The sequence below is a fragment of the Weissella fangxianensis genome, assembly GCF_024718545.1.
Taxonomy (GTDB): Bacteria; Bacillota; Bacilli; order Lactobacillales; family Lactobacillaceae; genus Weissella; species Weissella fangxianensis.
The window spans coordinates 1-6494 of record NZ_JAMXDB010000059.1 but is presented as its reverse complement, the minus strand read 5'-3'; the positions used below and the strand labels follow the sequence as shown (position 1 = coordinate 6494).

The following is a 6494-nucleotide window of genomic DNA, read 5'->3' as shown; positions in this document are numbered from 1 at the left end:
ATATCTATTACTACAATAATAAACGGATTAAAACAAAACTGGCCGGAAAAACTCCGGTTCAATACCGAAATCTTTCCGACCAGCTAGTTGCTTAAACTTCTCTCCAATTTTTGGGGTTCAGTTCAAGGTCACATTTTCTTTCTTTGCAAATCTTTTGTGCCTGCTAATTACGCTTTCTTCAACCCAATTTAGTCCTGAATTTAAAAAGAATTCCGATTCGAAATACTGTTGAAATTCACGAATAAATGGTTGAAAAAAATTTTTTATCAAAAATGTATGATAAGTACATACTAAAACGTGATCAGTCGAAATATTTGGATTTTTAGACAAGTGTTCCTTAATATTCGCAACATTATTATTAGTATAGGTTATATAGATAATTCTTTTAAAGTTAAAAGCATCATCCGTGGTGATATACGTTGTTTTACCAGAACCTGCCTTCGCAAGAATAACTTTTTTATTTATTTCTGACGGACTAACCATTGAATACCCTCCTCAATATAACTGGGTACTGTCATTTTTTGTTCTTCAAATTTTGAAATCATTTCCAGGGCTACATCAGTCTTATTATTTAGCATGTAATTCAGGCGTTCTGGACGCTCCGGATATTCTTTATTTTTCTTCGGCCTTTTAGTAAATAATTGCTCTGCATCAATGTAGTCACCATTTTCTTCATATATACAAGCTTCAAAAGTCCATTCATTTACTATATCTTTTCCTGAATAGATATGTGTATTATCATGTTCTAAATTAAAATTTCAAATCTCCTCTAATCTGTTTGCTTCTCTATCATTGTCTGTTAAAATTAGGGTTTTCCCACCCGTTATTTCTGCAAGTTCTGCAAAAGGTTGATAATATCGCCCTTCATAAGAAATTACTTCTATCTTTGAAGATAGTGAGTCATAGTCATGCTCCAATATTTTCTTTACAAAAGTCTCCATTAATATATATTCAGCAGCACCTTCAACAAGAATTGTATATTCAAAATTAATTAGGCTCAAAAAATTCATGTCATCTTTTCGGTTAAAAAAGCTTTGCGTTTTGGAACTTAAGTTATTAAATTTTAAAGGAGTTATAGCATCTAACTCTTTCAGCCAAATTATGTTCCTAATTCCCAATTTAGTAACTATTTGGGAATTATGAGTTGTAAGAATCAACTGTGCATTTTCTTGGCTATTTTGGATATCAGTAATTTGACTTCGTGTATTGGCCGAAGACAAATGATTTTCTGGTTCTTCAATTAAAACTAAATTGCTACTTTCATTTTCCAGTGCTAACTTCGTCTTAACTCTATTTTCAGTACCACTTCCTAAATGTCTAATAGATATCTGATCAGAGTCGCTCACATCCAGTATTGATTCCAACTTTGTAATATTAGGATTAATTCTTAACTTATACTTAGCTTTATTATTGTCCTCATCATTTTCAAACAAATCAATCACTTTTGTTCTAAATGATGTTCTCATTGACTTTTGATTTTTTAAATCATAGGTTTTGAACAATTGTCTTGCAAAAGCATTAAATGGATCACCAGCCCAATTAGAGTTATCAATTATAATGCTCTTTAAGGGATCCTGATTTACCTTAAAATACTCCATCCCAAATGTTTTCCACTCCGCTTTATAAAAATCAAATGGGATAGTATAATTATCGTCTGGTAATTCTCGAACAGAATTCACATATTCTAAATATTCAGAAGAATAATCTTCATCAAATTTGTACTCAAAGACAATCCCAGTATCTCCAAGTTCCCAATCATCTGTAATTTTTGGATGATAATTCCCATTAAATTTCATATATTTAGGGAGAGAAGCATCTATATTCAATTCAACAACTATCACTATTCTAGGCAATTTTTCAAAACTAGACCATAAACTTTCATTTTGCTCAAAATCCAATTTATCTTGAATATTTATATAATTCGCAAATTTGGTTTCATCCGAATAAGCACCACTATTTTTTATTCTAAGCACTGTTTCTATGGCTTGAAGGACAGTTGACTTTCCAACACCATTATCTCCAATTAAAATATTCATTTTATCGTTAAAAAGAAACTTAGTATGCTTTCTATAATTTTTAAAACCCATCAGATGCAAATTTTTAATATTCATTTTATCTTTACCCCAAAATAATTACTTTTGTTATGTTATTTTACATTCCAGAATATTCATTATGTACATGGTTATCATCATTAATATTACCGGTCATTTTAATTATATACAATAAAATATATTGAATAATATTAATTGTTAAAATAAAGTACCATTCTTTTAATATTATGCGTTTTTAATCTTCAAGCTTCCCATAATCGGAACAACTGGCAAATAAATTAATATTATATAGATTAGTACATCCATTTGAAGAGACTTGGATACTAAGCTAGTTAATGTTACTAGTATCAGACTGAAAGTCAACAAAATCAATACTAACTCAAATATTACCTGTAACTTTCTAAAGAGCCTATCAGTATTGGAGAATTCTTCTTGTTTCAACAAATGTAAGTTCAAAGGTACCAATAGTAATGTATATATGGGTATACCGACTAAAAACATAATTACTATCTCTCCGTTTGTGTGAAAAATACTCCCAACTCCTGAGAGAGTTATTAATAATAACACAATTAAGTTTATACAATATATTAAAATGGCATATACAACTAGTTTAAATTTAGAATGCCAATTTAAAATTTTTTTTACTCCTATCCAAAGAAGTATCACTGCAATAGTGGAAATGATTATATTTGTTAATAATTTATTCATGTAATTTTCTCCTTAATCATAAAATGTCAGTACGTTATAAGTACTTAAATATATTGTGACGATGATTCATCACTAACGTTTTGTGTCATAGACTTATCCATATCTTGTATCATTCGGTGCATCTGTTGCAGCTCTTGGCGACTTTGTTTAGTCATTCGTTTAGCAATCTTATTGAGCTTACCCATTGGTGCTAACGGTTTTTGGTGAACCGTTAGTCTTTTTATGTCCTTTTGGTGATCATTGTCAATACCATTAGCATGACGGATTTTTTCAAAATTACCGTGTTTATCTTTTTTAAATGGTTGACCAGTTGCACTTTTTCTCCGTTGATCATTAGGAGCGTCTTTAAAATTTTCGTTGAATTGACGATAAATCCCGTTAGCTAATTCTTTTCGTAAGCGATTGTCTTGTTTTTCTGACCACTTTAGCTGACCTCGATGCTGTTCACCATGTGTTTCCGTCATCATTGAATCCATCTTTTGTGCTGTTGCTTGAAAAGCTTGATAATCATCTTTTAATTCATGAGTTAGCATCGTATCAATCAATTGATTCATTTGCCGATTAGCTGGTGCCATCCGGCTAGAGTCGTCAGTTACTAAACTATCAGTATTGCCAACTTTCCAACGTCCCCGTAAATCTTTGGGTAATACCTCAAAAATTTTCTGAAGGTCGGCCGTGTAACGGTGCGTTTCATCTAGCTTAGATAACGTATCGTTCTTAATGCTGCTACGATAATTGCCCACCGCTTCATAGACATCAGCGCGTTTAATTTTAGTAGCATCTGATTCTAACTCATAGCGAAATTTACTCTCTGCTTGTTTCTTAGCAATAAAGTCAATCACCCCTTTGGGTTCACCGGATTGATGCAACATACTAGGCCGTGTTTCTTTAGATTCCTTCACATACCAAATGTGCATATTTAAATGATCAGTGTCCTGATGAACCGCCCCAAACCACACCACATCATCTGGACTTTCTCCTAATGGCTGTGCGCCACCTTTATTAAATAAATCCTGGACAATATGCTGTTCCGCACGCTTTAATCGGTCTTGGTCTAATTGCTTAGTTTCTGGATCAAATAAGCCATTTTCAACTAACCAATCACCCCGCATTGAAAAAGCCATTTCATGTAAGATATTGCCATTTTCCGGTGCGGTATTTAAACGATCTTCTAGACGATCCATCTGCTCGTCAGTCATGTTCAATGTCTGCCCATCAAATAGTGGGTGCTCGTCACCCGTTGCTGAAAAGCGAGAACTGTATCCAAAGCTATCATTAACTGTTAAGGCCATTTCCGCATCAGTAACATCCACCAGTGACTGATTATTTTCATCCATGACTTTAGAACTTTTTGCTGCATACGTCCGAACTAAATTACCAAATTGTTTACCCTCTTTATTTGCTTGTGATGCCGTTGTAAAGTGCGTGGGTAACAATACAGCACCGGTCTTTTTTTCACCGGTTGCAAAGTTAGCAAAGCCCCCCGTTTTTGCCATCTTATTTCATCCCCTGCTCCTTGCAATACGTATCCAAAGCTTCTTGAATTTCTGATAAATTATTAAAATCACTTTCTGGAAAGCGTTTCATCGCACGTGCAATATATTTATGATCCGACTGCCGTAAAATACGTGAACAAGCACGGCTACTTTGGTCAAATTGATTAATCAGTATGTGTGAAAATTGTGCCACCCAATAATACTTTTGTTGGTATTTTTTATCTTTTTCTGATTCGATAATATCATCAGCATCGTTAAAAGCCTTTTCTTCTGTATGCAACCAATCTTCTTCATGTAATTTTTCCAACGCTGCTTGTAAATCAAATGATGTTTTAGTCATGTTTAAACTCCATTCCTTCATTTCTACGACGCTTTCGTTTATTAGATAAATCTTGTTTACGACGTTCTTGGTAAGCAGCAAAGTCTTTCGCATACTGACTAGAATCGTCTAACTCTGAGCGAATATCTGTTTGTATAACATCATCAAGTTGTCGAGCCGGGCCGAATGACGTGACATTTTCTAGATACTCCATCGCTGCTGTAAATGAGGCAATTTCCTTTAAGTCCTTCATCTGATAATTAATTTCATTCAGCATTGGATCAACGTCATTTATTTCGTCCGTTGCCTTCAATAGATCACCATACGATAGATTATTATTCTTTGGATTTAGAATGACTTGATTAACAAAAAAAGTAAAGGCAAAGCGATACATGCCCGCATTATTTTCACCACTTACCCCGACCTCTGGATGCTGTGATAACCAAGTAGACATTGCATTGCGATACCACACTTCCTGACGGCTAGTTTTAATCGCAATCTGTCTTTTTAATAACTTTTCATCAGTAGGATTGTAATCTAAAATTTCCGAAACATTGATAATGCCATGGACTTCATCTGCTACTTGTTGATCTAAATCTTCATCTGAATAATTTTTAAATTTCTTCTTTAAATACTTTAAACGATTTTGATTTTTACGCTTTAATTTTTGTCGAAATTCACTTAATGTTTGCATTATTAATTCTCTCCATTTTTCTGTAAGGCGGTTCCAGTATAATAATTAATCTGCCAACCTGGTTGACTGTTAAATACATACACATGAAATTTGATACTATCACCACCAATTGACTGAGCTTGCATTTCTACACCACGTGGGACACGTTCCACATTTCGATACAACGGTGTTACTTGATAACGAACAAAATGTTTAGATGATTGTTTCAAATAATCAGCAACTGCGTTCTCGTAATCTTCCATAGACTGTTGTTGATCATATTGATGAGTCGCATTAAATGCCATCGTTCCAGTAACTAAATTGCGGGCATCGTTATTTAAACCAGATAACTGATAATCAATTAAATGTGACCGATTATAAAGATAGTTTTCCTGCCCGGTCTGATTAAATTTATAAACATGATAGCCAGGCGTTTTAACTGTTAATCGTTTTCTTTTTTCAGTTGGCATTCGTGATTTATCTAACATGGCATTGACTTGTCTGGGTCGGCCTAACCAATCTCGTCGTGATAGGTCTAACCATCCACCTTTTTGTGTTTCTAAGTCACTTTGTTTAAAGTCGGGTTGATTATTTGCAACTGGAATTGTTTGTTGGTTCGTGTAATCTTTTGCATCTAAGTCATTAGCTTGATTATCAATATTTTTAGCAACAGGTACAGCACTGGATTCTCCAACTCGATTAAAGACTTTATCTAAAATCGCATCACGTTTTATAAAAATAAGCAGTGCCAAAATAATCACGAAAATGATACTAAATCGACGAATCCAACGATGATGAAAACTATACATGCTAGCCTCCCTATTTGCCGTAAAAATCGTCATACATATATTGGATCATACGATTAATCGAATCATTTAATGTCATTAAATCTTTTGAAATTGCATGTTGTGATTCAGTCGTGACATGCGTCAATGTATTCAATTGTTTGGTAACATCTTGTAACGGTTCTAACAAAATTTCAGTAGCGTTTGCTTGTTCTAAGTTCTGAACAAAGTTATCTATGATAATTTGTAAAAGCGAATTACGCGAAACGTTGTTACGTTCTGATTCATCGTTCAATACTTTAATTGTATGTTCAGATAATCCTTCTACTTGAATATGCTCCTATCCTAGTATTTGGTACATAAATTTCTGAACAGTTGTGCCATAATTAATAAAACAAGATAGGAGCATTCCAATGAAACGATATCAAGATGATTTTAAAGCCAGCATTGTGAAGATGCATC

Annotated in this window: 9 protein-coding genes; 1 reads left to right on the top strand and 8 read right to left on the bottom strand. The window is 33.6% G+C overall.

Annotated elements, in window-relative coordinates:
• The first annotated feature begins 2 nt into the window (after nucleotides 1-2).
• Complete coding sequence (locus NGR58_RS09755) at nucleotides 3-95, top strand: IS3 family transposase (RefSeq protein ID WP_407077141.1); 93 nt, start codon at nucleotides 3-5, stop codon at nucleotides 93-95.
• A gap of 22 nt (nucleotides 96-117) precedes the next feature.
• Here NGR58_RS09755 and NGR58_RS09750 read toward each other — a convergent pair whose 3' ends face one another.
• The 8 genes from NGR58_RS09750 to NGR58_RS09715 all read right to left on the bottom strand — a co-directional run bounded on the left by NGR58_RS09750 (nucleotide 118) and on the right by NGR58_RS09715 (nucleotide 6327).
• A complete protein-coding gene (locus NGR58_RS09750; protein ID WP_258089312.1) occupies nucleotides 118-483 on the bottom strand; it encodes a UvrD-helicase domain-containing protein in 366 nt (121 codons plus the stop codon).
• Nucleotides 484-758: 275 nt separating this feature from the next.
• A complete protein-coding gene (locus tag NGR58_RS09745) occupies nucleotides 759-2111 on the bottom strand; it encodes an ATP-dependent nuclease (RefSeq protein ID WP_258089311.1) in 1353 nt (450 codons plus the stop codon).
• 165 nt (nucleotides 2112-2276) lie between these two features.
• Nucleotides 2277-2759 carry a hypothetical protein gene (locus NGR58_RS09740; RefSeq protein WP_258089310.1) on the bottom strand — a complete coding sequence of 161 codons (483 nt, stop codon included), beginning with the start codon at nucleotides 2757-2759 and terminating at the stop codon, nucleotides 2277-2279.
• Between the two features lie 44 nt (nucleotides 2760-2803).
• Nucleotides 2804-4255, bottom strand: coding sequence for a MobP2 family relaxase (mobP2, locus tag NGR58_RS09735; RefSeq protein WP_258089309.1), 1452 nt, complete (start codon nucleotides 4253-4255; stop codon nucleotides 2804-2806).
• A 1-nt stretch (nucleotide 4256) separates the two neighbouring features.
• On the bottom strand, nucleotides 4257-4595 hold the full coding sequence (locus NGR58_RS09730; RefSeq protein WP_258089308.1) for a hypothetical protein: 339 nt from the start codon (nucleotides 4593-4595) through the stop codon (nucleotides 4257-4259).
• Nucleotides 4588-5268 (bottom strand): hypothetical protein, encoded by a 681-nt coding sequence (locus tag NGR58_RS09725; RefSeq protein WP_258089307.1) that lies wholly within the window; start codon nucleotides 5266-5268, stop codon nucleotides 4588-4590. Before NGR58_RS09725 ends, NGR58_RS09730 begins: the two co-directional genes overlap by 8 nt.
• A 2-nt stretch (nucleotides 5269-5270) precedes the next feature.
• Nucleotides 5271-6056: a DNA/RNA non-specific endonuclease gene (locus NGR58_RS09720; protein WP_258089306.1), complete on the bottom strand. Its 786-nt coding sequence runs from the start codon at nucleotides 6054-6056 to the stop codon at nucleotides 5271-5273.
• A 10-nt stretch (nucleotides 6057-6066) separates the two neighbouring features.
• Nucleotides 6067-6327 (bottom strand): hypothetical protein, encoded by a 261-nt coding sequence (locus NGR58_RS09715; protein ID WP_258089305.1) that lies wholly within the window; start codon nucleotides 6325-6327, stop codon nucleotides 6067-6069.
• Nucleotides 6328-6494 lie beyond the last annotated feature (167 nt).

Coding starts and splice junctions, on each gene's coding strand:
- mobP2 (WP_258089309.1), bottom strand. CDS start 4,255: ATGGCAAAAACGGGGGGCTTTGCTAACTTTGCAACCGGTGAAAAAAAG.
- NGR58_RS09720 (WP_258089306.1), bottom strand. CDS start 6,056: ATGTATAGTTTTCATCATCGTTGGATTCGTCGATTTAGTATCATTTTC.
- NGR58_RS09750 (WP_258089312.1), bottom strand. CDS start 483: ATGGTTAGTCCGTCAGAAATAAATAAAAAAGTTATTCTTGCGAAGGCA.
- NGR58_RS09730 (WP_258089308.1), bottom strand. CDS start 4,595: ATGACTAAAACATCATTTGATTTACAAGCAGCGTTGGAAAAATTACAT.
- NGR58_RS09725 (WP_258089307.1), bottom strand. CDS start 5,268: ATGCAAACATTAAGTGAATTTCGACAAAAATTAAAGCGTAAAAATCAA.
- NGR58_RS09740 (WP_258089310.1), bottom strand. CDS start 2,759: ATGAATAAATTATTAACAAATATAATCATTTCCACTATTGCAGTGATA.
- NGR58_RS09745 (WP_258089311.1), bottom strand. CDS start 2,111: ATGAATATTAAAAATTTGCATCTGATGGGTTTTAAAAATTATAGAAAG.